This window comes from Tessaracoccus zhenghani (genome assembly GCF_055326325.1).
Genome location: NZ_JBUZNQ010000001.1, coordinates 232,603 through 259,599 on the forward strand (window position 1 = coordinate 232,603; position 26,997 = coordinate 259,599).

13 protein-coding genes are annotated in these 26,997 nt (G+C 68.1%); 8 read left to right on the top strand and 5 right to left on the bottom strand.

Going from position 1 to position 26,997, the window contains the following annotated elements; all coding sequences use genetic code 11:
- The first annotated feature begins 190 nt into the window (after positions 1–190).
- From ACZK4S_RS01120 to ACZK4S_RS01140, 5 genes are all read left to right on the top strand, one after another.
- On the top strand, positions 191–2,017 hold the full coding sequence (locus ACZK4S_RS01120; protein ID WP_463643097.1) for a DUF294 nucleotidyltransferase-like domain-containing protein: 1,827 nt from the start codon (positions 191–193) through the stop codon (positions 2,015–2,017).
- Positions 2,014–2,685 carry a 3'-5' exonuclease gene (locus ACZK4S_RS01125; protein WP_463643098.1) on the top strand — a complete coding sequence of 224 codons (672 nt, stop codon included), beginning with the start codon at positions 2,014–2,016 and terminating at the stop codon, positions 2,683–2,685. The genes ACZK4S_RS01120 and ACZK4S_RS01125 overlap by 4 nt, the downstream gene beginning before the upstream one ends.
- Before the next feature lie 74 nt (positions 2,686–2,759).
- Positions 2,760–4,511 carry a DEAD/DEAH box helicase gene (locus ACZK4S_RS01130; RefSeq protein WP_463643099.1) on the top strand — a complete coding sequence of 584 codons (1,752 nt, stop codon included), beginning with the start codon at positions 2,760–2,762 and terminating at the stop codon, positions 4,509–4,511.
- Between the two features lie 77 nt (positions 4,512–4,588).
- Positions 4,589–5,545, top strand: coding sequence for a glutathione S-transferase family protein (locus ACZK4S_RS01135; RefSeq protein WP_463643100.1), 957 nt, complete (start codon positions 4,589–4,591; stop codon positions 5,543–5,545).
- An 18-nt stretch (positions 5,546–5,563) separates the two neighbouring features.
- Positions 5,564–6,112, top strand: coding sequence for a hypothetical protein (locus ACZK4S_RS01140; RefSeq protein ID WP_463643101.1), 549 nt, complete (start codon positions 5,564–5,566; stop codon positions 6,110–6,112).
- 36 nt (positions 6,113–6,148) lie between these two features.
- Here ACZK4S_RS01140 and ACZK4S_RS01145 read toward each other — a convergent pair whose 3' ends face one another.
- Positions 6,149–6,976: a uracil-DNA glycosylase gene (locus ACZK4S_RS01145; RefSeq protein WP_463643102.1), complete on the bottom strand. Its 828-nt coding sequence runs from the start codon at positions 6,974–6,976 to the stop codon at positions 6,149–6,151.
- Positions 6,977–7,041: 65 nt separating this feature from the next.
- Between ACZK4S_RS01145 and maeA the strand changes: the two genes are divergently transcribed.
- Entirely contained in the window at positions 7,042–8,760 is a 1,719-nt protein-coding gene (gene maeA / locus ACZK4S_RS01150) for an NAD-dependent malic enzyme (protein WP_463643103.1), read from the top strand.
- Positions 8,761–8,812: 52 nt separating this feature from the next.
- Here the strand turns inward: maeA and ACZK4S_RS01155 are convergent, their stop codons facing one another.
- Positions 8,813–13,672: a GDSL-type esterase/lipase family protein gene (locus tag ACZK4S_RS01155; RefSeq protein WP_463643104.1), complete on the bottom strand. Its 4,860-nt coding sequence runs from the start codon at positions 13,670–13,672 to the stop codon at positions 8,813–8,815.
- A gap of 97 nt (positions 13,673–13,769) precedes the next feature.
- Positions 13,770–15,230: a glutamate--tRNA ligase gene (gltX, locus tag ACZK4S_RS01160; protein WP_463643105.1), complete on the bottom strand. Its 1,461-nt coding sequence runs from the start codon at positions 15,228–15,230 to the stop codon at positions 13,770–13,772.
- Between the two features lie 74 nt (positions 15,231–15,304).
- Between gltX and ACZK4S_RS01165 the strand changes: the two genes are divergently transcribed.
- Positions 15,305–15,910: a DUF4112 domain-containing protein gene (locus ACZK4S_RS01165; RefSeq protein ID WP_463643106.1), complete on the top strand. Its 606-nt coding sequence runs from the start codon at positions 15,305–15,307 to the stop codon at positions 15,908–15,910.
- A 24-nt stretch (positions 15,911–15,934) separates the two neighbouring features.
- Positions 15,935–17,614, top strand: a complete 1,680-nt coding sequence (locus ACZK4S_RS01170) for a glutamine--tRNA ligase/YqeY domain fusion protein (protein ID WP_463643107.1) — start codon at positions 15,935–15,937, stop codon at positions 17,612–17,614.
- A 70-nt stretch (positions 17,615–17,684) separates the two neighbouring features.
- Here the strand turns inward: ACZK4S_RS01170 and ACZK4S_RS01175 are convergent, their stop codons facing one another.
- Both ACZK4S_RS01175 and ACZK4S_RS01180 read right to left on the bottom strand, forming a co-directional pair.
- Entirely contained in the window at positions 17,685–21,803 is a 4,119-nt protein-coding gene (locus ACZK4S_RS01175) for a family 20 glycosylhydrolase (protein ID WP_463643108.1), read from the bottom strand.
- Between the two features lie 120 nt (positions 21,804–21,923).
- Positions 21,924–26,996 carry a discoidin domain-containing protein gene (locus ACZK4S_RS01180; protein WP_463643109.1) on the bottom strand — a complete coding sequence of 1,691 codons (5,073 nt, stop codon included), beginning with the start codon at positions 26,994–26,996 and terminating at the stop codon, positions 21,924–21,926.
- Between the last annotated feature and the right edge of the window lies 1 nt (position 26,997).

Below are 26,997 nucleotides of genomic sequence, written 5' to 3' on the forward strand. Positions count from 1 at the left end.
ATCCGACTGCGCAAACTCGGGCCATCAAAGCACCCGGATCCGGGCCTGCTCCGCGAACGGAACCCAAGTGCGCAATCGCCCCGCGCAGATCACCGCTGCGGCGCCGGGGCAATCGGCACAGCGGGCTGAGCCCCTCGTCGCGGCGCAGAAGCTAGGCTGGGTGAGACGCTTCTGATCAAGGGAGATCACCGTGTCCGAGTTGGCCGAAACCATCCAGTTCCTCGCCGCCCGTGAGCCTTGGTCGCTGCTGAGCGCCCCACAGATCGAGTCTTTCGCACGCCGCGCCGTCGGGCAGTACGTCCGACGCGGAGACGTAGTGCTGGCCGCAGGGCAGGCTCCCCTGGCGATGTTTGTGGTGCGGTCGGGAGCCGTCGAGATCATCGACGCCAACGGTGTGCTGATCGACCATGACGAACAGGGCGACTGCTTCGGCCAGTCGTCGATCCTCGAGGAGCGACCCTCCCGCTTCACGTTCACGGCCATCGAGGATTCACTGCTGTGGTCGTTCGCCCCTGAGGTGGTGCGCGAGCTCGTCGCCTTCCCTGAGGTGCGGCGCTTCTTCACCGAGGCCCGGCTGGGTGACGCGACGCGCCACGTGCCGGAGGGTGGGCCGGTGCTGCAGGTGCCGGTGCGCGAGATGATCACCCGTTCCCCCATCACGATCGATCTCGGGCACACCGTCCGGCAGGCCGCCCGCGCCATGACCGAACACCGCGTGAGCGCCATCATCGTCACCCGTGGCGACGGCGACCTCGCCGGCATCCTCACGGACCGCGACCTGCGTCGCGTGGTGGCCGACGGCATCGAGGTGGACAGCCCCCTGTCTGCAGTGATGAGCCACACCCCGTTCACGATCGGGGCGGACGCGCTGGCGCTCGACGTGCTGCTGTCGCTGGTGCAGCACAAGATCCACCACCTCCCCGTGTTGGAGGACGACAAGGTGCTGGGCATGGTGACCTCCGGCGACCTCATGCGTCTGGAGCGCTCCAGCCCCCTGTACATGGTGGGCGACCTGGCCAGGCAGCACGATGTCGCCGGGTTGGTGAAGGTGATGGGCAGGATCCCGAACCTGGTGGGCAGACTGCTGCGCCAGGACGCCACCGCCGAGGACATCACGCGCATCATCAGCCGCACCACCGAGGCACTGGCCCAGCGCATCGCCGAGATGGGCGAGGCCGAACTGGGCGCGCCCCCGGTGCCCTACGCCTGGGTGGCGCTCGGCTCGTTGGCCCGGCAGGAGCAGGCGCTGGGTTCGGACCAGGACCACGCCTTCATCCTCAGCGACGACGCGCTACCGGAGCACGACGGGTACTTCGCGGCGCTGGCCGAGTACCTCACCGCCGCTCTGGTGGAGTGCGGCTTCCCCCGGTGCCGCGGCGAGGCGATGGCCACCAACCCACGGTGGCGGATGCAGCTGCGCGAGTGGCAGCGCACCTTCTCGAACTGGCTGGCCGCCCCGACATCGGAGGCGGTGCTGAACTCGTCCATCTTCTTCGACATGCGGCCCATCCACGGCGACCACACCCTCTACACCGCCCTCCAGCAGCGGGTGTTGAGGGCGGCCCCGGAATCCACCCGCTTCCTCGGCCACCTGGCCAAGCACGCCAACGCGGCCGAGGTCCCCGTCGGGTTCCTCCGCGGTTTCGTCGTGGAGAAGCGTGGCCAGCACCGCGACCGGCTCGACATCAAGCTGGGCGGCATCAACCCCATCGTCGACGTGGCCCGGATCTACGCGTTGCGCTGGGGGCTGCCGCAGGTCAGCACCCGCGCCCGTCTCGCCGCCGCGGCCGAGCACGGCGCAGAGGTGGAGAACCTGCTCGATGCCCACGAGTTCCTGGGCTACATCCGGCTGCAGCACCAGGGTCGCCTGGTGGCCGCCGGCAGCGAACCCGACAACCACGTCAACCCCGAGGACCTGTCCGACTTCGAACGCAGATCGCTGCGCGAGGCTTTCGTGATCGTCGGCAAGGCACAGGCGGCACTCACTGTGGCGTTCCAGACGCAGTTCATCTCATGAGGTGGTCCCTCACGCGCAGGAACGCCGGACTGTCTGACAGGGTCCCCGACGGCGGGCTCAGGCGCTACCTGCAGACCGATCCGCCGCCGCGGCACACGCCCATCGACCAGGTGCCCCTCCTCGCGGTGGACTTCGAGACGACGGGTCTCATTCCGGGCACCGACAAGGTCATCTCGGTGGGCATGGTCGACGTGGACGGCCTCCGCATCCCCATGGGCAGCGCCACCAACTACCTCGTGAACCCCGGGGAGGGCGTGGGCCAGTCCGCGATCATCCACCAACTCACCGACGACGAGGTGCTCGCGCACGGCGTGACCACCGAGGAGGCCCTCGACAGGCTGTTCGACCGCCTCGCCGGGCGGGTGCTGCTCGCGCACCATGCGACGATCGAAGTGGGATTCATCGCTGCTGCGGTCAGGCGCGTCTACGACGTGAGTATCCCCCTGCGTGCCGTCGACACCCTCGGGCTCGGGCTGAGGGCGCTCGGCATGGACGAAGACCATCCGCGTGATGCCCTGCGCCTCTGGAAGTTGCGCCGAAGGGCGGGGCTGCCGAGCTACAAGGGCCATGACGCCGTCGTAGACGCCCTCGCCTGCGCTGAGTTGTACCTGGCGCTGGCCCAAGAGTTGCAGCTCCGGGATCTGGGCGCGGCCCTGCGCCTCTCCTGACGCCGTCGCCCCGGGTCAAGCGGACACGCGGGTGCTTTGCAAGGTGGGCTTGGGGGGTTAAAGTCGGGCCGCGTATGTCCTCCTCGGCTCTCGACCACCTCTCCCCCGCCTTCCCCCAGCGCGCCGCTTGGGGCACTGCGTCGTCCCTGCGCGCCTGGCAGCAGGAGGCACTGGACCAGTACGAGCGGGACCAGCCGAAGGATTTCCTCTGTGTCGCCACGCCCGGTGCAGGCAAGACCACCTTCGCGCTACGCGTCGCCCTCACGTTGCTCCAGACCCGGAGGATCCGGCGGATCGTCGTGGTGACACCCACCGAGCATCTGAAGGTCCAGTGGGCCGACGCCGCGGCACGCGTCGGCATCCAGCTCGACCCCGGGCTAGGTGGCTCCTCGAAGCGGGGACGCTCGCGGGAGTTCCACGGCTCTGCGGTCACCTACGCGGGCGTGGCCGCCCGGTCCTACGTCTACGAGGCACTCTGTCACTCGCAGGAGACGTTGGTGATCTTCGACGAGATCCACCACGCCGGCGATTCCAGGAGTTGGGGCGAGGCCATCGTCTACGCCTTCAAGCCCGCGGCCCGCCGCCTGTCGCTGACCGGTACCCCCTTCCGTTCCGACGAGAACCCCATTCCGTTCGTGGCCTACGACGAACTCGCCCCTGGCGTGAAGCAGTCGCGGGCGGATTACACCTACGGCTACGCCGAGGCGCTGGCGGATTCCGTCGTGCGCCCCGTCATCTTCATGAACTACGGCGGCCCCATGCGGTGGCGCACCAAGTCCGGCGATGAACTCGAGCTCGACCTGGGCGTGCCCACCACCAAGGACCTCACCGCCCACGCGTGGCGCACCGCACTGTCGCCCACCGGCGAGTGGATCTCCGCAGTGCTGCGCGCCGCAGACAAGCGGCTCACCGAGGTGCGGCGGCACCTGCCTGATGCGGGCGGTCTCGTGATCGCCACCAACCAGACCACCGCCCGCGCCTACGCGCGGCTGCTCACCGAGATCACCGGCACCAAACCCACCGTCGTGCTCTCCGACGACACCAAGGCCAGCGGCAAGATCGACGACTTCTCGGCCTCTGAGGACCGCTGGATGGTGGCGGTCCGGATGGTGTCCGAGGGCGTGGACGTGCCGCGGCTCGCCGTTGGCGTCTACGCGACGGCCACGTCAACCCCGCTGTTCTTCGCGCAGGCAGTCGGGCGTTTCGTGCGTTCACGCCGCAAGGGCGAGGTGGCCACCGTCTTCCTCCCCACCGTCCCGGTGCTTCTGGCGCACGCCGCCACGCTGGAGAAGCAGCGCGACCACGTGCTGGGGCGCCCCAAGACCGACGAGACGGACATCTGGGCGGAGACCGAGGCGCTCATGGAGGCCGCGAACCGCTCCGAATCGGCCTCCGACGACCTCTTCGGCGAGTTCGAGGCCCTCGAATCCACGGCGACGTTCGACCACGTCCTCTTCGATTCCCAGGCCTTCGGCATGCACGCCGAACCCACGAGCCAGGACGAGGCCGATTACCTGGGCCTGCCCGGCCTGCTCGACGCGGGCCAGGTCAGCCAGCTCCTCGCCGAGCGCCAGCGCCGGCAGCTGCGCCGGCGCGAACGCGAGGACACCAAGGCGGAGCCGGAGGTGGCGCTCCACCGGGCCATGGCCTCGAAGCGCAAGGAACTCAACTCGCTGGTCAGCCAGTACGCCCGGCTGAAGGGCGTCCCGCACAGTCACGTGCATGCGGACCTCCGTCGGGAGTGCGGCGGGCCGCCGCTGGCCAAGGCCTCGCAGGCGGAGGTGGAGGAACGCGTCCGCTCCATCCGCGCCTGGCTGCGCGGCTGACCTCTCCCGGCAGGAGTCGACCGCAACAGATTCCCCTGGAGCTGGAATTAAGTTGAACTGTCAACTACGATGGGGGCATGAGCGAACAGCAAGAGCATTCCACTGGCGGCGTCTACTCATCCAAGGGCAAAGAGTTCAGCCGCGACACCCGCTACATCGAGACCCGGATCGTGGCCGAGCCCCGTGAGGGCACCGACGACTACCCCGTCGTGCCGAACCGCTACCGCCTGATCGCCGCCTACGCGTGCCCCTGGGCCAACCGCGCCATCATCGTGCGCGACCTGCTGGGCCTCCAGGACGTCATCTCGATGGGCAACCCCGGCCCCACCCACGACGCGGATTCCTGGACGTTCGACCTGGACCCCGACGGGGTCGACCCGGTGCTGGGCATCGCCAAGCTCAAGGAGGCCTACGAGAAGCGCTTCCCCGGTTATCCCCGCGGCATCACCGTGCCCGCCATCGTCGACGAGACCACCGGCGAGGTGGTGACCAACAACTTCCCTCAGATCACCGAGGACCTCTACTTCGAGTGGAAGCAGTTCCACAAGGAAGGTGCCCCCGACCTCTGGCCGGACGACGTCCGCGAGGAGATGGAGGAGGTCATGCAGCGCGTCTACACCGAGGTGAACAACGGCGTATACCGCTGCGGCTTCGCCGGCTCACAGGACGCCTACGAGGCCGCCTACGACCGGCTCTGGACGGCCATGGACTGGCTCGAGGAGCGCCTCGGCAGCCGCCGCTACCTGATGGGCGACCAGATCACCGAGGCCGACGTGCGCCTCTTCACCACCCTGGTGCGCTTCGACGCGGTCTACCACGGCCACTTCAAGACCAACCGCAACAAGCTCAGCGAGATGCCCAACCTCTGGGGCTACGCCCGCGACCTGTACCAGACGGCCGGCTTCGGCAACAACGTGAAGTTCGACCAGATCAAGGACCACTACTACATCGTCCACACAGACCTCAACCCCCTGGGCATCGTGCCGAAGGGTCCGGACCTGAGCGGCTGGGACACCCCGCACGGCCGGGGCTGACCAAGTAGACTTAAACGCGTGATGACAAGCAACGATGCGGTGCGCCGTCCGGACGGCCGCCGGCGGCTGGCCGCGTGGCTCGCCGCCGTCGTCGCATCGTCCAGGGCGGAGGCGCCCGTGGCGGCCACCGGCCCGTCGGCGCGCGTGCAGTCCGTCAGGGCGGAGTTCGAAGCACTCCGCTCCAACCTCATCTACCGCATCGAACACTCCGCCCTGTTCGACGACGCGGCGTTGCTGACCCGCGAGTTCCATCTGGCGCTGATGCGCTGGGAGGAAGCGCAGGGCAGCGACGACGACGAATTGCTGCAGCGCGCCGCGTCGGAGGTGGAGTTCTCGTTCCGTACGGCCAGGTCGCACGCGGAAACGGTGGGCCTCACGCACCTGCCGGAAGGTTCCCGCGCCAAGGCCGAACGGGCGATCCGCGCCGCGCGCCTGGCAGAGCGCGCAGCCACCGGTGAGGAGCGCGAGGAAGCCGTCGGCCACGTGGCCGGCCTGCTCGACGCGCTGTCGCTGTACTACCTCCCGTCGCCCACCGAGGTGCCCCACCTGCTGGGTACACCCCGCTGATCCAGACCCGCGCGGCCCTGCCGAGGGTCGGAGGGCTCACAGGCTCCGCAGCACCCCGTCCAGCATCTCCTCGGTGAGCCTGCCCGTGAAAGTGTTCTGCTGGCTCACGTGGTAGCACCCCACCAGCGACACCTCCCGCCCTTCCGGCGTGCGGAGCGTGGCGCGGACCCCGTGCCCGAACCTCGGTTTGGGTTTCGGCACCTCCCACCCGGCGTGCCGCACAGCCGCCAGCGTGGCGTCCCACCCGATGCCGCCCAGGCACATGATGGAGCGCACGTGCGGGGCGGAGATCCCCAGATCCGCATCGAGCCACGGCGCACAGGTCCGCTTCTCCTCGGTGGTCGGCTTGTTCTGCGGCGGTGCGCACCGCACCGTCGCCACGATCCGCACCCCGATCAGTACCAACCCGTCGCCGGCGTGCTGCGAGGTGGGCTGCGTCGCCATGCCGGCCCGGTACAGCGCGGCGTAGAGCCAGTCCCCCGACCGGTCGCCCGTGAAGTTGCGCCCCGTCCGGTTCGCGCCGTTGGCCGCCGGCGCCAAGCCGACGATGAGGATCGGAGCGTCGGTGGGCCCCAGCGCCGGGGCGGGGCGACCCCAGTACGGCTGGTCCGCGAACGACGCCCGCTTCTGCACCGCCACCAACTCGCGCCACTCCACGAGGCGGGGACAGGCGCGGCACACCGAGACCCGCGCGTCGAGCTCCTCCGGCGCTGCGCCCCGCGCCAGCCGGGCGACATCGTCGGGGGTGTGGGCCACGGGAGTCGACCGCGTGGCCGGGTCACCGGGCCAGCCGGTGCCCGGCGGCACCGGGGAGGCGAACAAGCGCCCGGTGATCGGGTGCGGTAACTCAGGTGACGGGTACATGGGGCGACTCTAGTTCGGTCCCGATCCGCCGCACGTGGCAACGGCCCCACCACTAGGCTGGGCGTATGCCCAAGCGCCAATACGAGTCCCTCCCCGGCAGCCACGGATCCCGCGTCCGCATCAAGGCCCGCGGCGGGGCGGTACTGCGCGATCCGCGGATCAACCGGGGCACGGCATTCACCCACGACGAGCGGGAGAAGCTCGGCCTCACCGGCCTGCTGCCCAGCCACGTCACGCCGCTCGAGGCCCAGCTCCACCGCTCCTACATGCGCTTCAAGAACGCCACCACCCCCCTGTCGAAGTTCTCCTACCTCCAGGGCTTGCGGGAGCGCAATTCCGTGCTGTTCTACCGGCTCCTCAGCGAACACCTCGACGAGGTCATGCCCGTGGTCTACACCCCCACCATCGGCGAGGCGATCCAGGAATTCAGCTTCTGGTTCCAGACCATGGACGGCGTCTTCCTGTCCATCGACCGGCCTGAACTGGTGGAGCCCTCCCTCCGCGCCACAGAACTGGGCGCCGACGACGTCGACATCCTCATCGTGACGGACTCGGAGGGCATCCTCGGCATCGGCGACCAGGGTGTCGGTGGCATCCAGATCTGCAACGGGAAGAAGTCGCTGTATACCGCCGCCGCGGGCATCGACCCGGACCGGATGCTTTCGATCGTGCTCGACGTGGGCACGGACAACCTGAAGCTGCTCAACGACGAGCTGTACCTGGGAGAGCGGCACGCGCGCGTCCGCGGGGAGCGCTACGACGCCTTCGTCGCCTCGTTCGTCGCGGCGGCCCAGACCGTCTTCCCCAACGCCATGATCCACTGGGAGGATTTCGGCGCCAGCAACGCGCACCGCCTCCTGGACGCCTACCGCGGCGACATCTGCACCTTCAACGACGACATCCAGGGCACGGCCGCCGTCGTGGCGAGCGCCATCCTGGCGGGTGTGCAGGCCAAACGTGAGAAGCTCGGCCAGCAGCGCTTCGTCATCCACGGCGGCGGCACGGCGGGCATCGGGATCGCCGACCTGCTCGTCGACCTGCTCGTCAAGGAGGGGCTCGCCGAGGACGAGGCGCGCAGGCTGTTCTGGGTGACCAGCAGCCGCGGACTCGTCTCCGACGACGCGACCCAGCGCTTCCGTGACTTCCAACGCCCGTACGCCAGGGGCATCGGCGAACTGGGTGAGTGGGACCTCAACCACCCCGGTGTCTACACGCTGGCCGACATCGTGCGCAACGTGCACCCCACCGTCCTGATCGGCACCTCGGGGCAGCCTGATTCCTTCTCCGAGGACATCATCCGCGACATGGCCGCCCACGTGGAGCGCCCGCTCATCCTCCCTCTGTCCAACCCGACGACGCTCGCCGAGGCCCTGCCGGAGGACCTGCTCGAGTGGACGCACGGACGGGCCCTCATCGCGACGGGCTCACCGTTCCAGCCGGTGCTCCGCGACGAGACGACCTACACCATCGCGCAGGCGAACAACGCCCTGGTGTTCCCCGGTCTGGGCCTGGGCGTGGCGGTCTGCAACGCCGAACGGGTCACCGACTCGATGATCGCGGCCTCTGCGGAGGCCGTGGCCTCGCTGGCGGAGGCCCGGCGGCCCGGGCAGTCGCTGCTGCCCAGCATCAACGACCTGCGGCGCGTCTCCGCGACGGTGGCCATCGCCGTCGCACGGGCTGCAGAGGCCGACGGTGTGGCCAGGGAACCTCTCACCAACCCGGTCCAGCAGGTGTTCGAGTCCATGTGGATGCCGAAGTACCCGGAACTCGTCTTCGACGAATAGTCCCGCGGCCCCTCCGACCCGGCGTAAGTGCCGGGCAGGAGAGTGCCATGGGTCACTGCCGGCGCTCGGGTCCGCCGAACATCACGATGTTGTTGAACACCCACTGGTTGCTCTGCGAGAAGGTGTAGCCACCCGCAGGCTTCGCCGTGGCCGCGTACACCGTCGTCCACGTGTAGGAACGGCACGCGCCCCTACCGGTGGCGGCGGTGTCACACTCGGTCTTCCACTGCCGACCTGCAGAAGTGAACTCACCGTCCGTGGTCGAATCGAGGTCACCCAACGGGTTGCCCTTCCACGCCTGACGCGTCATGTACGGCAGGTACGTCAGGTTGTTGAACGCCCACCCCGACTCGCGGACGAACGTGCCGTTCTCGACCTTGACCACAGTGGCCCAGATCTCCGTGCGGCACCGCTCAGTCTGCGAGTACGCCTCGCATTGGGTGAACCACTGACGACCGTTGAACTGGTGCTTGCCCGGCAGGGTGTAGGGCACCGCCGGGACGTACTTGTCCGAGGCCGGAGTGGTCGTCGGCTTCCCCGAAGGCGTGACCGTCGGCTTGACCGACTGCTTCACCGACGGCTTCACCGACGGGCTCGGCGACACTGACTGCGAAACGCTGGGCGACGGAGAGGCCGAGGGTGAAGGCGACGGATCGGGCGCATCCTCCAGCGGCAGCGTGATGGTGCCGCTGAAGGTGTTCGACACGTTTCGGTCGCCGTTGGCGGCCGCCACGCTGCCTGACAGGGTGAACGCCCCGTCGGCAGCGGTGAGCGCTGCAACGTCGGTGGGGGTCAGCGTGTGGCTGCCGTTGGTCGTCAGCTGTGCCCCACGCGCCAACTTGTCGGCCGTCGCCGCCCCGGTCACCGATGTCAGGTCGACGTTGCCCGTATTGGCGATCACGTCACGGAACGTGACCTGATCCCCCACCGACGCCACGCCGTCGGCGTCGGAGTCGACGAACGTCAGCGTGCGGGTGCCGGCGATGGCAGGCTTGCGGTCGATGACGTCCACAAGGGAACCGGGCACGTTGATGGTCAGCTTCGGCAGCACCGTGCCGGAGGCCGGGTGGGCCTCCCACACCGTCGCCGGGTCGACGTAGCCGCGCGCGATGTCCTCCGCCGTGACCACATGAGCCGACGTGGTGCACACGTAGGAACCGCCGGCGGGCAGTGCGCTGTAGCGGCAGTTGCCCGCGCCGTCGGCCTGGACGAACGGAGTGAACGGGCCGCTGATCGGCTCGATCCGCTGCGTCACGTTGCCTGTCGACTGCACCGTGAAGTCGAATCCGACGCGTGCGCCGACCGTGTATGGGTTGGTGGCGAGGTTGCGCGACTGGTACGCAGCGTTGGCGGCACCAGTGATCGTCGCCCCCAGCTTGGGATCGGCGCCGACCTGGATCCGGGCGTCGCCGCGCAGGTCGAACGTGCCGGCCTTCAGCTCCACGTCGCCGACGTGACTTGCGTCCGGGGATCCGGCCGGGATGGCCAGCGTGAGTTCCACCGTGATCGAGGCACCCGGCGCGACCGCCGGGGTGGCGACCTCAGGGCTCACCCAGCCGTTCCGGAGGCGCAGCAGCGCCGAGCCCGCGGGGAGGGTCCGGGTGTCGTCGTTGCGGACGGTCACCGGAACCTTCACGCTCTGTCCGGCCTGGCCCTTGGCGACAGTCTCCTGGAAGCCCGCCTTGAAGGGGTTGAGCCAGACCTCGTCGAACGCGCCGTAGGAGATGTTGGCGTCCTGGGGCTCGAAGAGCACGCCGAAGGTGCCGTCCTGGAGGGCCAGCAGGTCGGAGTACATCATCGTGTCGGTGCGGAAGGTCTTGGCCACGGGCCAGGTCTTGCCCTCGTCGTAGGAATACCAGATCGTGCCGTTGGTGCGGCTGGTCGCCCTCGCGTTGGAGAAGAGCAGTTCCTTGGCGCGGTCGCTGCCGGCTTCCGCGTCGGGGTGCATCCGGATGATCGACGCGTTGTTGCGCGGGTCGAGCAGGGTTTCGTCGAGGACGCGCTCCGTCCAAGTGTGACCGCCGTCGTGCGAGTACGCCACCCAGCGCGCGTTCGCGCCACCGTTGTAGCGCGAGTTCATCATGAGGGTGCCGTCGCTGAGTTCCACGACCTTGTTCTCATCCATGTTCACGCCGATCATCTCGCCGCGCTGCCAGGTCTGGCCGTTGTCGTCGGAGTAGATCGAGTAGGCGTAGATCTGGAGGTCGGTGTTGCGCGAGGCGTACTGCTGGACGAGACGCCCCGCGTACTCGCCGCGGGTGATCTGGATGCCGTGACCCGACGTCGCGAACTGGCCCAGGACGTTGGCCGGCTTCACGACCTCCGTGAGGGAGCGCTGCACCCACGTGTGGCCGTTGTCCTTCGACACGGCGACGGCGGCGCTGATGACGTTGCGGTCACCGTCGTTGTTGCCGACCACCGAGCCGAAGACGCCCTGGTTCTTGGAATACACGTGGAAGTTGAACAGCGTGTCCGTCTCGGCGTCGTAGAGGTACGACGGATCCGAGTAGCCGAAGCGCCAGGCCCCCTGGTTGCTGGTTCCCCGGTGCGAGCCGCGCGCGATGTAGGTCATCTCGCCCCAGGTCTTGCCCCCGTCGGTCGAGCGGCGCTGGACGATGGAGTTGGGGTTCGGCGAGTCGCCGCCGCCGGGCCGGCCGTCGTAGGAGGCGAGGATGTCACCGTTGGGCAGCTGTACGACGCCGGGAATCCGGTAGTTCGAGAACTCCTTGTCGGGCGACTGGAGCGCGACGGTAGCGAACTCGCCCATGCCGCGGGCGGGCATCTGGGGCTGGGTACCACCGTCGTAGTCGAGCGCCCAGATGCGCGAGGAGCCCGGCACCAGCTCGATCTGCGTCAGGACGAACTTGGCCAGGGACAGCTGACCCTTGTAGTTCAGCGTGCCGTCGGTGAACCACTGGTCCGCGATGGCGGGGTGCGAGGTGTTCTGCTGCGCGACCCAGCGGTGCGCATCGATGAGGCCGACGCCGTCACGCGCCGCCAGCGTACGTAGGGCCTCAGCGTAGGGGGCGGCGGCGGAGTCGAGTGTCGCTGGGGTCATGACGATTGCCACGGCGTCAGTGGCCACGATCGCGTCCAGGACGGCGTCCACGTTGGTCGTGAAGTTCGCGACGGAACTCTCGTCGGTCACATCGGGCGTGACGAAGACCGCGTCGGGATCCTGCGGGATCACCTCGGTGGTGTAACGCCCGAGGAGGTCGGCCGACGTCAACCCCGCCACAGCAGCATTGGAGATGAAACGCATCCGGTTGCGGATGGTCGTGGCCATCTCGCCGCGCAGCACCTCTTCAATGACCTGAACGTAGTTCTTCGCGAAAGCGGGCTGCGTAGCGCCAACGGCTGTGGTGCCACCCAGGAACGACCACATGGTGGCCTCAGCATTGCCGTACAGCGGCCTCAGCAGCGCGGCAGCTGAACCCCCCGCGCCGGGGGACGCCGCGCTGACCTCAGCCTGCGACAGCGTGCGGGCGAACGTGTCGATGTAGTCGATGTCGCCGGTGAAATACCACCGCTGAGGGGCACTGGGACCGGTCGCAGCGGCGGTGAGGGCCGTGGGCGCGTAGTCACTGGGAGCCATCGAGAAGTGGCTGGTCAAGTCGAGATTGCGCTCGACCACGCCATCGATGAACCACGTCAGATTGTTGGCGGTGAGGTTCACGGACACGACATGCCAGTTGCCGTCGTTCAGGGTGCGGGAACCTGTAAACCATTGACCGGTCAGATGCCGACCCACTCGGACGCGACCCTGATGGAGCGAGACGTCGAGGCGCACGCTGCCGGCCCCGGTGAAGGAGGCCAGCACCATCGTCTGGTCGGCGGAGAACGTCGCGGAGGTTCGGAATCGCACCGTCACGTTGCCCTGGCTCGCCTGGGCAAAGGTGGTGATGTCCTTGTCAGCTGTGAGTGCAGTGGCGCCGTTGAAGTTGCGGGCGAGATCCCAATTGATAGCTCCGGCCGCGCCGGAACCGTGGCGGTAACCGTCAGTGCCGTCTGCGCTGATGGTGTAGGTCTCGTTGATCTCCGGCCCGGTGCGGGGCACGCTCACGACGTCGCCGCTGGTGGCCAGCTCCGAGGCGGGGTCGAGGAGGCCGAGGGAGTCGAGAGCCACGCGGGCCCAGCGGAGGTGGCCGTGCTCGTTCGGGTGGATCTCGTCGTTCATGATGGCGGGGTGCGACAAGCCGCCCTGGCTGATCTCGCGCCAATAGGTGGCGACGTCGACCATCAACACGTCGTCTTCAACGGCGAGTTCACGCACGGCGGTGAAGTAGATCTCGAGGTTGGTGTTCATCTGAGCGTTCTGGGTACCGTTCTGCGTCTGCAGCACGGGGATCCCTCCCGCCGTGCGAATGGCGGCGACGGCCCGCTTCAGTTCGGCGCGGAACTGGTCCAGCGGCACGAGAGGCGCGTTCAGTCGGCCGTCGTTCATGGCCAGCGCGATCATCACGACGTCGGCCTGGCGATCAGTGACCCAGGAATCGAAGTTGAGGTCGAGGCACGGCTCTCCGGGGTTGCCGGCGGGACAGATGGTGCGGCCGGAGGACACGGCCGTGTTCAGCACAACGTCCTGGGAGCGGTCGTGGCCGTCGACTGGCGTGGTGCGCAGGTACTGATCGAAGTACTCGGTGTAGCGCTTGTAGCCGTTGGTATGGACGATGCCATGGGTGATGGAATCCCCTGTGAACAGCCACCGCATGGGAGCCGGCTGCGCCAGCCTCTCCTGCAGCTCGGCATATTCGGGCAACGAGGCGTTGCGTTGTTTCCAGGCGATCGTGCTCGCCGGTATCTCGGGTGCTGCCGTCGCTGCAGGGGCGATTCCCAGCAGCATTCCCAGCACCAGCAGTACCGCTGTCGCCATCCTCGTGCCGGGCCAGGTCTGCCCAAGGCGTTGCGTCATAGTCGAACCTCCATCGCTTCGTCCGTACGATGATGCCGTGCGGCGCCTGGCGATGGAGGAATCACTCATCACACATGAGCGTCCGATGTCTGATGTGTCAGGCGAGGACGCTGCGCAGCGAGCGGAGCCTGGCCAGCGACGCGTCGCGGCCGAGGATCTCCATCGACTCGAACAGTGGCGGCGACACCCGGCGGCCCGAGATCGCCACTCGGATCGGCGCGAAGGCGAACTTCGGCTTGATGCCCATACCTTCCACGAGGCGCTCCTTCAGGGCGGCCTGGATCGAATCCGTGTCGAAGGGCACCCGCTCGGCCACAGCGATCGCGGCATCCAGCACCTCTGCGGCGTTATCGGCCAACGCGGCTGCAGCATCGTCGTCGACGGTGAGGTCGCCGTCGGCCACGAAGAGGTAGTCCAACTGAGGCAGGGCATCCTTCAGCAGCACGAGCCGCTCCTGGATGATCGGCACCGACTTGCGCAGCACGGCCACCTGCTCCTCGGACGGGGTCCAGTGCGACTCCTCGAAGGCCATGATCCGGTCCGCGAGTTCCTCTGCGGACAACGAACGGATGTAATGACCGTTGAGCCAATCGAGCTTCTTCAAGTCGAAGATGGGGCCGACGGGGTTGACCTTGGCCCAGTCGAACTGCTCGACGAACTGCTCGAAGGTCTTGACCTCCTGCTCGTCGTCGCCGGCGTAGCCCAGCAACTGCAGGAAGTTGCGCACCGCCTCCGGTAGGTAGCCCTCCTCTTTGAACCACATCAGCCGCGCTGCGGGGTTCTTCCGCTTGGAGATCTTCGACTTGTCCGTGTTGCGCAGCAGCGGCATGTGCGCGAACAGCGGCAGCTCCCAGCCCAGCCACTGATACAGCAGGACGTGCTTCGGTGTCGAGGAGATCCACTCCTCGCCGCGCACCACGGTGTTGATGCCCATGAGGTGGTCGTCGACAACGACGGCCATGTGATAGGTCGGGAACCCGTCCGCCTTCAGGATGACCTGATCGTCGGGGCGGGGCGCCTTGACCTCGCCGCGCACGATGTCCTGGAACGTCAGCGGCACGTCGTCGGGGATCAGCATCCGCACGACGGGGGTCTCGGAGAAGCCGGCCAGTTGGGCGCGCTCGTCGCGGGTCATCCCGTGGCACAGTCGGTCGTAGCCGGTGACCGAGGCCTTGGACTGCTCCTGCTCGCGGCGCAGCTCGACGAGCCGCTCGGACGAGCACCAGCAGTAATAGGCGTGCCCGTCCTCGACCAGCCGCTCGACGAACGGCCGGTAGGTGGTCAGCCGCTCCGACTGGCGGTAGGGGCCGTGCGCGCCGCCGACGTGCGGGCCCTCGTCGGGCTGCAGGCCCAGCCAGGCCAGCGACTCGTAGATCTGGTCCTCAGAGCCCGCCACGAGGCGGGCCTGGTCCGTGTCCTCGATCCGCAGGACGAACTGTCCCCCCGTCTTGCGGGCCCAGGCCAGGTCGAACAGCGCCATGAAGGCGGTTCCGACGTGGGGGTCTCCGGTGGGTGAGGGGGCGACGCGGGTGCGGGCGGGGATCACTGTTTCGCTCATAGTGGAACCAGCCTATCGGGCCCCACCCGTGGGGCTACTGGTCTTGGCCCTCGAGTCGCGCCACACTGGAGCGTATGACTCAGGAACCGCCCCCCACTCCGGCCAGCGCCATCGAACGTGCGCGCAAGGTGGCCGAGGAGGCGCTGTCCGGTTCAACCACCGACCCGACGTTGAAGGCCGCCCGGGACAGGACGAAGCGGGATCTGGGCAACGTGCCGAAGGAGTCTCCGGCGAAGTTGACCCGCGCTCTCTCGTACGTGCTCGACGACCTGGTCCAGGTGCCCGGTACCAAGATCCGTATCGGCGTGGACCCGGTGCTCTCGATCGTGCCGTGGGCCGGCACCGCCGTGGGAGCCGTGTTCGGCGGCAGCATCCTCGTCGACGCGATCCGGCTGCGTGCCCCCATCCCGGTCATCGGCCGCATGGCCTTCAACTCGCTGCTCGACTGGCTGCTGGGCATGATCCCCTTCGTCGGGGCCATCTTCGATGCGGCCTACCGCTCCAACAAGAAGAACCTCAAGCTCCTCAACGGAGCCATCGAGAACCGCGAACTGGTCAAGCAGTCCTCCGTCCGGTACTGGATCGCGGTGGGGGCCCTCGTGGCGGTGCTGCTGGCCGTCGTGATCGCCATCCCCATCCTGCTCATCCTGGGGCTCGCAGACCTTGCCGCCGCGCGGTAGCCGGAGCGTGCTAACTTACGCGTCATGACTCAGTCATCAGCCATGCCCTCGAACTTCATCTACGACGCGGTGCGAGCCGACGTCGAGCAGGGCAAGCGTGGCGGCCGGGTCCAGACCCGTTTCCCACCCGAGCCGAACGGTTACCTGCACATCGGGCACGCGAAGGCCATCGTGGTCGACTTCGGCGTCGCCACCGACTTCGGCGGCATCTGCCTGCTGCGGCTGGACGACACCAACCCGGAGACCGAGGAGACGAGCTTCGTCGACTCCATCATCGAGGACATCGAGTGGCTCGGCTACGAGCCCGCCGATGTGCGCTACGCCTCGGACTACTTCCAGAAGCTCTACGACTGGGCGGAACAGCTGGTCGAGAAGGGCCTGGCTTACGTCGACGACCAGGACGGAGACGCAATCTCCGCGGGCCGCGGCGGCTTCGGCAAGCCGGGGGCCAACTCCCCCTATCGTGACCGCAGCGTCGAGGAGAACCTCGATCTCTTCCGCAAGATGCGCGCCGGCCACTACGCCGACGGTTCGCGCGTGCTGCGCGCGAAGATCGACATGAATCACGAGAACATGCAGCTGCGCGATCCAGTGATGTACCGCATCCGCAAGGTTGCGCACCACCGCACCGGCGACGACTGGCCGATCTACCCCAACTACGACTGGGCCCATGGCCAGTCGGACGCGATCGAGGGCACCACGCATTCACTGTGCACGCTCGAGTTCGAGTCGCACCGCCCGCTCTACGACTGGTTCCTGGAGCAGCTCGGCGTCGAGGACGGCCCGCGCCAGTACGAGTTCGCCCGCCTGGAGTTGACGCACACCATCACCTCGAAGCGCCGTTTGGCGCGGCTGGTGATGGACGGCGTCGTCGACGGCTGGGACGACGCCCGGATGCCGACGCTCCGCGGCCTGCGGCGCCGCGGCTACCCGGCGGCTGCCATTCGGCAGTTCATGCTCGAGGTGGGCACCACCCGTACGAACTCGCGCCAGTCCATCGAGGCGCTCGAATCCTACGTACGCCGCGAACTCAACGCTACGGCGCAGCGCCGGATGGTGGTGCTCAACCCTTTGAAGCTGCGCATCACCAACTGGCCGGTGGGCGACAACGGGAAGCCTGCTGTGGAGCACTTCGAGGTGTCCAACAACCCGGAGCGGCCCGAGGACGGCACCCGCCAGGTGGAGTTCACCGGCGAGCTGTGGATCGAGCAGGACGACTTCCGCGAGGTCCCCCCGCCGAAGTACTTCCGCCTCTCCCCCGGCCGCGAGGTGCGCCTGCGCGGCGCCTACTTCGTGACCGCCACCGACGTGGTGAAGGACGACAACGGCGAGGTCGTCGAGGTGCTGGCCACCTACGACCCCGCGTCGAAGGGCGGCAATTCGCCGGACGGCCGTAGGGTGAAGTCGACGATGCACTGGGTCTCGGCCGAGCATGCGGTGCCGGTCCGGGCCGCGCTGTACGAACGGCTGTTCACGACGGAGGCCCCCGGCGAGGCGACGGGCGAGGCGCTCGACGACCTCAACCCGAACTCGCGCCAGATGGTCGACGGCTGGGCCGAGGAAGCGCTGGCAGACGCGGCGCCGGGTGAAGTGGTCCAGTTCGAGCGCCTCGGCTACTTTGCGGCCGACCTCGACGAGGACATGCTGTTCCACCGCACTGTCGGGCTGCGCGACGAGTGGGCCGCCATCCAGAAGCGCAGCTGACGCACAACCAGGTGGCGGGTCCCCGGGATGTCCCTGGGGACCCGCCACCAGGCCTGGCTCGGCGCGCGGGTCACGGCCGCTTCTCCGGCCCCCCGAACATCACGATGTTGTTGAAGACCCACTGGTTGGACTGGCTGAAGACGTAGCCGCCGGCGGCCTTCGGGGTGGCCGAGTACACCGTCGTCCAGGTGTAGGAGCGACAGGCTCCCCTGCCCGTGGCTGCGGTGTCGCACTCGGTCCTCCATTGCCGTCCGGCCGACGTGAACACCCCGTCGTTGGTGGCTCCCGTGTCGCCCAGCGGGTTGCCCTTCCAAGCCGTACGCGTCATATACGGCAGGTAGGTGAGGTTGTTGAAAGCCCAACCCGACTCACGCACGAATTTGCCGTCGTCCATCTTCACCACCGTCGCCCAGATGTCGGTGCGGCAACGCTCGGTCTGCGAGTAGGACTCGCACTGCGTGAACCACTGGCGGGTGTTGAACTCGTGCGTACCCGGCTTCGTGTAGGGCACCGTCGGGGCGAAGGTGTCCGACGGTCTCGTCGGCGTGGTCGTCGGCTTGGCGCTCGGCGACTTCGTCGGGGTGGGCGATTTCGTCGGCTGCGGCGCGGCCTGAGTCAGCGTCAACCGGAAGGTGGCGCTGACGCTGTGACCCGCGTCGTCGGTGACGGTGACAACAGGGTGGTACACGCCGACGGTTCCCGCGACGCCGAAGATCTCCCCTGTGGGGCTGATCGTCAGCGGCGCCGGAAGGCCCTTCACGCTGTACTGGTACGGCTGCGAGCCGCCAGTCACCGAGACCTTGACCAACACGGGCTGACCATGGGTTCCCGCCCGGTTGCCGATGGGCACTATGACAGGGAGACAGCCGTCGGGCAGTTCGTACACGTCGGGGGTGAGGCCGACGGACCCCGGCTGCGGCTCGCCGGGCAGCAGACCGCGGAACTCCAGTTCGCCCACTGAGGCGAAGGCCTGCGTGCCGTCCTGCGGTGCGGTCATCTTCACCCGCACGTACCGGCCGGTGGCGCCAACGTCGATCGGCTTGGCCGCCGTTCCCGCAGGCAGCGCCTGCGTCACCGCCGGAGTGGCGGGGAACGTGGTGTTGTCACTGACGTAGACCTCCACGGTCTTGACCTGTCCGCTGGCCGAGCCCTGACGGGGCACCCAGTTCAGCGAATGCACGTCCGTCACCTCGCCCAGGTCCACCGTGAGCGTGTGAGGGTATGGCGGCACTGGCGAGGACCACTGGGAGTGCCAGAACGTGCTGCGATTGCCGTCGACGGCGGCGGCCGCGAGACCATTGGGGGCCTGCTCGTTGGTGGCCACCGAGGACGCCGTGGCCCCGGCGGGGACGAGCACCCGCCCGGTCGGCGCCGGAACCAGGGAGTCGACCTCGATCACCTTCTCGACGAACCGGCCGGCGTCATCAGTGAAGCGGACCAGGTGGTTCCCCGCCTCCATCCCGTGGGCGAAGTAGACAGACGCGAACGCCTTGCCCTCGCCGTTCGTGCGGACCCGGCCCTGCACTGTGCCGTCAATGGTGACCGTGGCCCAGCCGTCGAACTCGAGCCCCGCGACATCGACGAACAGGCGGGCGTCGTCGCGCACGCGGGTGGCTTCAGGCGTGGCACTGGGGGCGACGCACTCGTTGAAGTGGCGGTCCGGGACACCAACGCCGTAGCCCGTCCCGGCGATGGCGTCCGCCGTCACCACTTTGCCGTCGGAGAACGTGACCGTGGTGGTGTGGCTGCCCTCGGCATAGGTGTGGTCGGCCCCGACGGTGTAGCGCCCGCCCGCATGCAGCGCATCCCGTCCACGCTCGGCGACGAACGTGGCGGGCACCGGTGCCGACCCGTCGCCGAAGTCAATGGTGGCCGTGAGCGGCGAGGCCAGCCCCGAGCGACTTGCGCCGTCGGAATCGTCCACCGAGTCCACCGCAACCGAGAGGCCGTCCGCGGAGGCCTTGGTGCCTGGCGCGACCAGGATCGCCGGCGCGATGCGCGTCCCACGCAGCGGTGCGAACGCCCTCGTGCCGGCCACGTCGGTGCCCCAGGCCACCTTCGGGCCGTCGTAGAAGTTCTGCCCAGCGGCCAGCAACCGGGCGCCCTGCCCACCCATCCGGTCCAGGAAGTCAGGGAGAGAGCGCCGAGCCTGCGGCGTCCAGCCGATCTCGGCGTGCGAGATGGCGCGCGGGAAGATCAGGAACTCGGCCTGGGAGCCTCCCCGCACGGATTCGCTCCACATGGGGGCTTCGACCCCAATGATTGCCGACTCCGGGATGGTGCCTGTGGCCAACGGCCACTTCACCGCTGCCGGGTCCCAGTTGTAGTACTTGTCCAGGTCACCCATGCCCAGCCAGGTGAGCCCGATGGGCGTCTTCGCGGTGTACTTCATGTCGACGTAGGAGCGGAAGCCGTCAGCGACGACCACCTTCGAGCCGGCTGACACCGAGCTGAGCACGGCGTCGAGTTCTGCCTGGTTGTTCATGTACCAGGCCTGGATGATGTCGCCGCTGCGCAGCTTGCCTCCCTTGGCGTATTCGTTCCAGCCCATCGGCGTCTTGCCGCCGTCGCGCACGATCCCGGTGATCTGCTCCACGAAGTGGGCCGCATCGGCTGCGCTGGTGGAGTGCACCTCATCGCCTCCGACGTGGATGATCTCGCCGTCGGTCAGCTCCATGACCTGGCCGAAGATGTGACGCATGCTCCTCCATGTCTGCTCGGCGCGCACGTCCAGCGACGAGCTGCCCACGCGCCCGTCGTTGTGTTCGACGGGGGTGCCGTACGCGGTGACGGCGGGCAAGGAGGTGGCCGTGTTGAGTTCCGGGATGGCATGCAGGATCGCGTTGGTGTGGCCGGGCACATCGATCTCAGGCACGATGGTGACGAAACGCTCGCTCGCGTAGCGCACCAGCTCGCGGTAGTCGCCCTGGGTGTAGTACCCCACCCGGCCCAACTCGCGCTGGTGGCCGTCCGGGTGGTCGAGCATGGCGGACTTGCCGCCGATGCTGGTGAGGCGCGTGTAGTCGACGGGGTCCGCCGGGTCCTTGCCCTCGTTGGTGATCTCGATGCGCCAGCCCTGGTCGTCGGCCAGGTGGAGGCGCAGGTAGCTCATCTTGTACGACGACATCGTGTCGACGATGCTCTTGACCTCGTCCACGGTGAGGAACGAGCGGGCGACATCTGCCATCACCGAGCGGTAGGAGAAGCGGGGGGCGTCCTCTATGGTGACGGCCGGGATGGCCCAGCTGGCGGTGACGATCCGTTCGGTCTCGTTGATCATCGGTGGGAGCAGCTGGAGCAGAGTGCGGGTGCCGTTCCAGAGGCCGTGCGGCGCGGAGGCTGTGATCGAGACCTTCTCCGCCGTGACCACCAGCCGGTAGCCCTCGTCCGCGTTGTCGGCGGAGACGGCCTGGTAGGCCGGGTCGAGGATGAGCTCGATGACGTCGGTCCACGAAGTCGCGGCGCCGTCGACGACGGAGAGGGCGAAGCCCGTGGGGGTCGCCATAGCGGATCGGAGCTGGTGGCCGACGGCAGCCGCGTCGCCGGAGGCCGAGATGACGGTACCGGCGCCCAGGACGAACGGCTCACCGTCGCCGACGGTGACGGACACCGGCAGCGGCACCAGGGAAAGCCCGCCTGCGGCGGGGGCAGGGGCCGGTCCGTCCCAGACTTCGAACTCGAAGAGGCTCACGCCGTACTTCATCCCGCCGATGGGCGTGCGCTCCAGCGCCTGCATCCGCACGTACTGGTAAGCCGTGGACGCCGTGGCACCCTGCGTGAAGACCTGGGTGTCCGAGGAGCCGCAGGTGGGCGTGACGTGGGCGGTGGCGTCGACCCAGGCGACCCCGTCGATGGAGACCTGCAGCGTGTAGCGCGCTGCGCAGGCAGCTTCCCACTCGATGCTCACGTGGTGCACGACGGTTGGCTCAGCCAGCCTGACCTGCAGGTATGCACTGTCCGAGGTGTTCGAGGACCAGCGGGTGGTGGCATTGCCGTCGATGGCCAAGTCCGGCCCGTTGCTCCCCGCGACCTCCTGTCCTGAAGCCGACGCGGTGGCACCGGCAGCCGCGAGGGCGACGTTGCGGCCCTCTTGAGCACCGGCGCTGGGGGCGGTGGTTGCGGCGAACAGGGTGGCCGACAACGCGGCAGCCGTGAGCAGCGCCAGGGCGCGGGTGCGGATTCTGAGCATCTGTGCACTTCCATGTGGGTGGGGTCCCGCCACGATGCGGATCGACTAGAGCACGCTATCCGGAGCTTCCTCTGCACGGCACTGGGCCTGCACAATCGCGCAGGCCCAGTGACGAGAGTGCTATCCGGCGGTGGCGAACATCACGATGTTGTTGAACACCCACTGGTTCGACTGGCTGAAGGTGTAGCCACCCGCGGGCTTCGCCGTGGCCGCGTACACCGTCGTCCACGTGTAGGAACGACACGCACCCCTACCCGTGGCGGCAGTGTCACACTCCGTCTTCCACTGACGACCAGCCGAAGTGAACTCCCCAGCCTGACCCAGCGGGTTACCCTCCCACGCCTGACGAGTCATGAACGGCAGATACGTCAGGTTGTTGAACGCCCACCCCGACTCCCGCACGAACAGCCCGTCCTCCACCTGGACCACAGTGGCCCAGATCTCCGTGCGGCACCGCTCCGTCTGCGAATACGCCTCACAGGCCGTCATCCACTGACGACCGTTGAACGTATGAAAGCCCGCTCTTGTGTATGGCACCTGAGGGACGAACTTGGCCGGCGGTGTGGCCGGCCTGGTCGACGGCCTGCCGCTCGGCGACTTCGTGGGAGTCGGCGACGGCTTGGTGATCGGCTTGGCCTCGACCGTCAGCGTGAAGACCGCCTTGGCAGGGTTGCCGGCGGCGTCGGTCACCACGACCGTGACCTGGAAGCTACCCTTACCCGTCGCGGTGCCGGTGATGAGACCGCTGCTGTCGACGGACAACCAGGCGGGTGCCCCGTCGAGCATGTAGCTGAGCGGCAGCGACCGGTCCGTGGCCCTGATCTGGATGGAGACACGGTCACCATCGGTGACACTGCGGTCCGAGAGGTCCTCGATCACGGGCGCCGAGGTGTCCGGCACCGCCGGCTCACGCACGGTGAGCGTGACGGAGCCGGCCGTGGTGCCGTCGCTCGCGCTGAGCACCGCCTGTCCGGCCGTCGCCGCTGCGGGCACCTGCAGGACCGCGGAGATACGGCCGAGTGTGTCGGCAATGGTGGTCGCCGAGTGCGATCCCAGGGTGAGCGTCACTGTGGAGCCGGCCTTGAAGCCCACCCCGGTCACGGTCACGTCCTGACCGGGGTCCACCAGCGCCGGAGTGACCTCCACGACGGCCTGGAGGGGCACGTCGACAAGGGACTCAGGCTGCGCGACGGCCGGGGCCTTGGCGGCGAGTTCGGCCGCATTGGTCCACGGCTGGCTGCTGCCGTTCTGCAGCACCGCCGACAGGGACTCGAACTTCAGGTACCGCGTGGCGACCGGCTGGTCGAACGTCACGGTCTTTGCCTCGTTCGCCGTGCTGAAGGATCCCGCGGCCACCTCGGTGCACACGGCATCGGTGGGTTCGGTGAAGCTGCGCTGCTGCAGTTCGGTGGCGGTGCGTTCCCCATAGGCGCCCGAGCAGGCGTCGATGGTGTAGCTGACCACCTGTCCGTTGCAGGCGGGGTACGCGATGGAGCCGCTGCAGTCGGCGGAGGGTCGCGGCAGGTACGTGAACGACGCAACGTCCTTCTCGCTGCCCAGGTCGAGCACGATGTAGTGCGGGTGCGTCGGGTTGGACCCCTGCCACTGGGTGTGCCAGTAGGTGGCCGGGTTGCCGTCGACGGCGGCCGACACGTAGCCGTTCGGGCTGGCGGTGCCACCCTCAGCAGGCTCCGCCGAGTCCCACGCCACAGCTCCAGCGATGGTCAGGTCCGACGGGTTCGTGAGGCGGATGATCGTCGAGGTGGTGACGGTGTCGCCCTCGAGGGTGGTCAGGGTGCCGCGGATGACGCCCGCGACCCCGGTGGCGGGGGCGCGAACGGTGACAGACGCCGTCGGGGATCCCTCCCCCAGCCACTGCTCCGAGGGGGTGACCGACCACCCGGCGGGCACCTGCACCCTGAGTGTGCTGTATTCCGCCACCTCGGCACCCTCGAAGGTGACCTGGGCGTCGGTGCCGTATGGCATGGTCACGGGCGTGTGCGCCACGCGCAACGACGTACCGTCCTGGGGCTCCGGCTGCGGCCACGGGGCGCGCTCACCCGACGACAGGGTCGTCCAACGATAGATCCGCCGGCTCACACCGTCTTCGGCCTCGGCCCAGACCTCAAGGACAGTGGACCCGCCTGTGACCGGCACGGTGTAGGTGCCGTCGGCGGCCGGGGCCAAAGCCACGCCGTTGACGCGGGCCGACAGGGTGGCCTCCGGGTCAGCCGTGGTGAACTTCACTGTGTAGCCGGCGAGGGTCTCTGCCACCTGATTCACGACGCCCTCGGTGGTGGCGTCCCGGACGGCGCCCGGGAAGGTAACGCCCTGAAAGTCGGCCGTGACGATGTCGGCCAGTCGGCCGGGGAGGTCTGCCGGGCGCGCCGGGCTCTGGGGGCCGGCCACGCCGCCGCCGAACTGCACCAGCGGAACGACGGCCGCGCCGACCGTGAGGTTGCTGAAGTCGAACGGATGCTGCAGCGACGTCTCGTTCTGGTAGCCGCCCACCAGCAGCACGACGCGGCTGGCATCGGTGATGGAGGCGTTGGACACCTCGGAGCCCACGTTGGTGAACGTGCTGCCGTCGGTGGAGTAGGAGCCTTGCACGCCCGTGCCGGTGCGGGTGAGTCGCAGGTGCACGGTGTCGCTAGGGGGATTGGCCGCTGAGCGGACCTCGTTGGCTGCGCCGGCCAGTTCCGTCACGACCCTGAGATCGGGGTTGCCGTTGCCGTGCTTGCGCTGGATCAGGACGTAGTTGTCGTCGTTGGTGTAGAGGCCGAGCCCGGCCTCTTCCCAGCCCTGCTGCGTGATCCCCTTCATGGTGACCGTCGCCGACTGCCCCGCACTGAGCGTGGGCGTGCGTAGGGCGACGGTGTTGCCGACGCTGTTGCCGGTGGCCCACAGCGAACCGCCGGTGGGCAGCAGGCGCAGCGACGAGTCGTCCTGCGCGATGATCCGGCCCGCGGTGGGCCTGATCACGTCGAAGGCCCCGGAGAGCACCGGTACCGGCGGGTCCGACGCCTCGGTGACCGTGACTGTGGCCGACAGGCTATCGGTGATGCCCAGCGGCGAGCTGCGCCAGCCGCTGATCTCGGCGGTACCGACACCCTTGGCGGTGACGACGCCGTTGCCGTCGACGGTGGCGACCGCAGGATCGCTCGACTCGTAGCCCGTGAGGCCCTGCGGCTCGGAGTTGTTGGCCTCGACCATGAGGTCCGCGTCGCCGTTGGTGAGGTCTGCCGCGGTCATGGCCGAGGTGGTGATGCGGCGGTTGAGCCCGTCGTCGTACACGTTCCCGGAGAACTCAACTCCGGTCGAGCCCCGGAGCACGTACAGCGGGCGGTTGTAGTTCGCGCCGGCCAGGGTGGCCTGGGTGGTCTCCCCGGGGGCCAGTTCGGCGTCGGCCAGCGTGATGGCGGAGGCGAGCCCGCGGTCGTAGCGACCGATGATGTTGCCGGTGACGCGCAGCCCGTTGACGGACTTCGCGTCGACGATCGTCGAGTCGCCCACGAGGAAGGTGTTGTCCTGGATGGTGATGTTCTCGTGCGCCTTGCGCTCCGGCACGATGGTGTTCAGGATCGGGTCCACGAAGATCACCGGATGGTTGCCTCCGGCCGCTCCTCCGGGGCGGGTGAAGAGGTTGCCGCGGATGGTGACGTCGCGCACGACGCTGGACTCGTACCAGTTGTTCGCGTCACCCGACATGTAGATCGAGGCCATCTCCATCTGGTCGAAGACGTTGTTCTCGATCAGCACCGGCTTGCGGGTGGTGACGAGGACGCCGCGCGTAGGGATGGATTCGAAGTGGTTGCCGCGCACCGTGAGCTGCGGGGAATAGGTGAGGTTCTCGACGACGTGCTGGTCGGCGGTGATGCCGGCCGGCAGGTCACGGTCGAAAGTGACCTTCATGGTGGTCAACGGCTTGTCGGCGTCGTAGCCGGAGGGGCCGTCGACCGAGACGACATTGCCCACCCAGTCCGGCACTTCGAGCATCGTGGACTTGGCCACGAACATGGCCTGGTTGCCGGGGTAGAACTGCGGGAAGCCCGCGGTCTCGTTGTGCATGTACTTCAGAGTCACCTCGCGGCCGTTGACCGCATCCACCTGCACGTAGGTGCCGTGCACGTTGATCGGGTCGTCGTGCGCGAAGCCGAAGCTCGAGTCCTCGATGAGGACCTCGCCCTTGTCGCCGGACACCTGGATCAGGTCGGCGAAGGCGGAGGTCGAGCGCCAGGAATCGCCGGGCTGGCGGAAGTTGACGTCACGCACCGTGAGGCCGTCGTTCATCTGGGCCACGACGCCGAACCCGTGCAGATAGCCCAGGTCCAGACCTGCCAGCGTCGTGTTCCTGGATTCGAACATCAGCATGCCGGAGGTGTCACGGGTGGTGGTGCGGACCTGGATGGAGCGACCCAACTCCATGGTGCTCCCGTGGAGGCGCAGCAGCCCGGGCTCGACCTCAGTGATGGAGGTCACGCCGTTGAAGAGGGCACCCGCGGCACTGCCGCTGCGCAGCAACCGGCCTGAGCTGTACTCGAAGGTCTGGGTGTAGCCGATCGTGCGCAGGCTCGGGTAGCTCCAGTAGGGCCGACCCGTGTAGGGGCTCAGCTCTGAGCTGAGCGACACGTCTGTGCCCGTGATGGAGTAGCGATAGCCGTCCGGGATTCTGACGTCGCGGTAGCCCTCCCCGGCGCCCGCCACCGTGATGTCCACGACGCGGGGGGAGATCCAGTCGAGGGCGAAGTTCTGCAGGGTGGCATTGGTGGAGCGCAGCGCAGCGAAGATGCTCTGCTGGCCGTGCATCACCAGCTGCGACCCGTTGCCCTCGACCGTGACGTCGGTCATGTCCTCGAGCAGGATGGCGATGCGCTTGTTCTTGTGGGAAGGGTTGGCGCCCACCGTGTTGGAGATGTACAGCTCACGCTCCGCCGCATTGTCGGGGTACATCTGGTAGGTGCCGTGGGGGAAGTTGAGCGTGACCGGCCCCCTGAGCGTCTTGGCATGCTCGATGGCGGCAGCCACTCCTTCCGTGGAGTCCGTGCTCCCGGTGGGGTCGGCCCCGAAGTCTGTGACCTGGACCACAGTGCCCAGGGCCATGGCGGTCAGGGCCGGGCCCGGCACCAGCCCCAACGTGAGGGCGAGCGCCGCGAACAGCACGAGGGGTCTGACGAAATGCCTGCGCATCTGCATG

Coding starts and splice junctions, on each gene's coding strand:
- ACZK4S_RS01125 (WP_463643098.1), top strand. CDS start 2,014: ATGAGGTGGTCCCTCACGCGCAGGAACGCCGGACTGTCTGACAGGGTC.
- ACZK4S_RS01130 (WP_463643099.1), top strand. CDS start 2,760: ATGTCCTCCTCGGCTCTCGACCACCTCTCCCCCGCCTTCCCCCAGCGC.
- ACZK4S_RS01135 (WP_463643100.1), top strand. CDS start 4,589: ATGAGCGAACAGCAAGAGCATTCCACTGGCGGCGTCTACTCATCCAAG.
- ACZK4S_RS01145 (WP_463643102.1), bottom strand. CDS start 6,976: ATGTACCCGTCACCTGAGTTACCGCACCCGATCACCGGGCGCTTGTTC.
- maeA (WP_463643103.1), top strand. CDS start 7,042: ATGCCCAAGCGCCAATACGAGTCCCTCCCCGGCAGCCACGGATCCCGC.
- ACZK4S_RS01155 (WP_463643104.1), bottom strand. CDS start 13,672: ATGACGCAACGCCTTGGGCAGACCTGGCCCGGCACGAGGATGGCGACA.
- gltX (WP_463643105.1), bottom strand. CDS start 15,230: ATGAGCGAAACAGTGATCCCCGCCCGCACCCGCGTCGCCCCCTCACCC.
- ACZK4S_RS01165 (WP_463643106.1), top strand. CDS start 15,305: ATGACTCAGGAACCGCCCCCCACTCCGGCCAGCGCCATCGAACGTGCG.
- ACZK4S_RS01170 (WP_463643107.1), top strand. CDS start 15,935: ATGACTCAGTCATCAGCCATGCCCTCGAACTTCATCTACGACGCGGTG.
- ACZK4S_RS01175 (WP_463643108.1), bottom strand. CDS start 21,803: ATGCTCAGAATCCGCACCCGCGCCCTGGCGCTGCTCACGGCTGCCGCG.
- ACZK4S_RS01180 (WP_463643109.1), bottom strand. CDS start 26,996: ATGCAGATGCGCAGGCATTTCGTCAGACCCCTCGTGCTGTTCGCGGCG.